The 1,834-nt window shown below is 51.4% G+C and carries 1 protein-coding gene; it reads right to left on the bottom strand.

What is annotated here, in order from left to right; all coding sequences use genetic code 11:
• The coding region (locus HMPREF9453_RS12195) for a bactofilin family protein (RefSeq protein WP_008860345.1) at positions 1–1,834 on the bottom strand (1,834 nt) is incomplete at both ends.

Below are 1,834 nucleotides of genomic sequence, written 5' to 3'. Positions count from 1 at the left end.
CTCCATTCATCACGCTCTGCACTTCCGAACCGTCTCCAATCTGGGTGGTTACAGATTCACTGGCTGTATTGACAAGTTTACCTGCATCATTGGTGATAGTGCCGTTCTTTGCGGTATTGGTGATATTATTTGCATTCTGTTCGATGGTGGTCTTATTATCCCCCTCTTCTACACCCATCAGGACTTTCTTGAGGTTCTGAGTGATGTAGGACTTATTCAGGACTTTGCCGCTGTCATCCTTAAAAGAAATCTGGGAGTCTGTAGTATCCGCAGTGCGGTTTTCCACATTGGACTGATTTCCTTCTACAACAGAATCGGTAATTTCATACTTGTTATCCGTATTCTGGGACAGTACACGGGATGCTGCATTTTTCGGGTTGTTGCCTTTGTCATCCAGTGTCTGGCTGATTTCGTTGGCCCCCACTTTGACAGTGGCACGGGAATCATTATCGGTTACATATTCTTCCCGGCCGTTTTCATCAAAGGAGGATTCAGAAGTCCTGGTAACGCCCTTGTCCACTTTCAGGTTCTTGGAAGTCACATTGCCGCCGTGGATTTCGGTGTAGTTGTTTTCATCCAGTCTGCTCTTCAGCGTATTGGCATTGAATTCGCCCGTAACTTCCAGATCTTTGGTGGTCAGTTTGCCCGTTACATTGGCGTCCCCATTCACATGGAGTGCTTCCGTTTCGATGTCTTTCACACCGGTCAGCTTGCCCTGTTTCAGGGTTGCCGTGCCGTCGGTGACTTCGGCCCCTTGCAAGGTTCCCGTAGCCGTTACGTCTTTCGCCGACACATCGCCGGAGAAAGTACCATCTTTGGCACTGAGGTCGCCGGAGAAAGTGCCGTCCTTGGCACTGAGATCACCGGAGAGCGTTGCATCTTTCGCAGTGATATCGCCGCTGAAGGTTGCGTCTTTGGCGTAAAGATCGCCCTTGGTCTGGATCGTTCCGGTCCTGGCATCCAGGCTGGTCACGGTGGTATTGCCACTGGCGTCTACCGTGAATTTGCCGTTGGCCCCTTTAATCTGGCCGTCGGAGCTCATGGCTGCCTTGGCTGCGTCAAAAGTGTCGCCGCCGGTGTAGATGCCGTCGGCATCCAACACGCTGCTGTTGGTGCCAACCTTGACTCCTTTTTCATTCAAGGTAATCTGATTCTTGTTCCCCTTGTTCAGGATCATTTCGTTGGCGTCGCTCTTGGAAGTGGTCACCGTACCGTCATCGGCTACGGTGGTGGTATTCTTTTGCAACACATTGTCGTCTCTCAGGCTCAGGCCGCTGTTCACGGCTTCCGCCAGTTTTTTATCAGCCCCGATGCGGGCTTCTTTTTCGGCGGCGTCGGCTGCGTTCAGAGCCGCAAACCCATTGGCCATATTGGTGTTGATGGTATTGAATCCATCCGCCACATTCTGGTTGACCTGCTTGATAACTTCGTCCTGGGATTTATCGGCACCAATCCGGGCGGCGGTTTCTTTGGCCAGAGCAGCATCCAGGTTGGTGACGTTTTCACCGATGGTCTTAGCTGCTTTGACGATGGCTCCGTCCTGTACCGTTGCATCAGTCTTGCTCACATAATTCTCGGAAGTCTGGTTTTCCAGATATTCCTTCACATTGGTAATCCGGGTATCCAGCGCCGTATCGGCCGCCTCACGAGCAGTCGTTTCCGTATTCAGGTCATCCTGCAATTTATTCGTGGTTTCGTGGATTGCATTGGCTTCGTTGGTAATCCGTTCATTCAGTTCGTTGTCAGCTGCTTCACGGCTTGCCACTTCGTTGTTGTAGGCAGTAGCCAGCGTTGCAATGCCATTGGCTGCGTTTTGGTTCACCTGTTGGATGAC

Source organism: Dialister succinatiphilus YIT 11850 (assembly GCF_000242435.1).
GTDB classification, from domain to species: Bacteria; Bacillota; Negativicutes; order Veillonellales; family Dialisteraceae; genus Dialister; species Dialister succinatiphilus.
The sequence above is the reverse complement of the archived record's forward strand: the minus strand, read 5'-3'. Positions and strand labels throughout refer to the sequence as shown.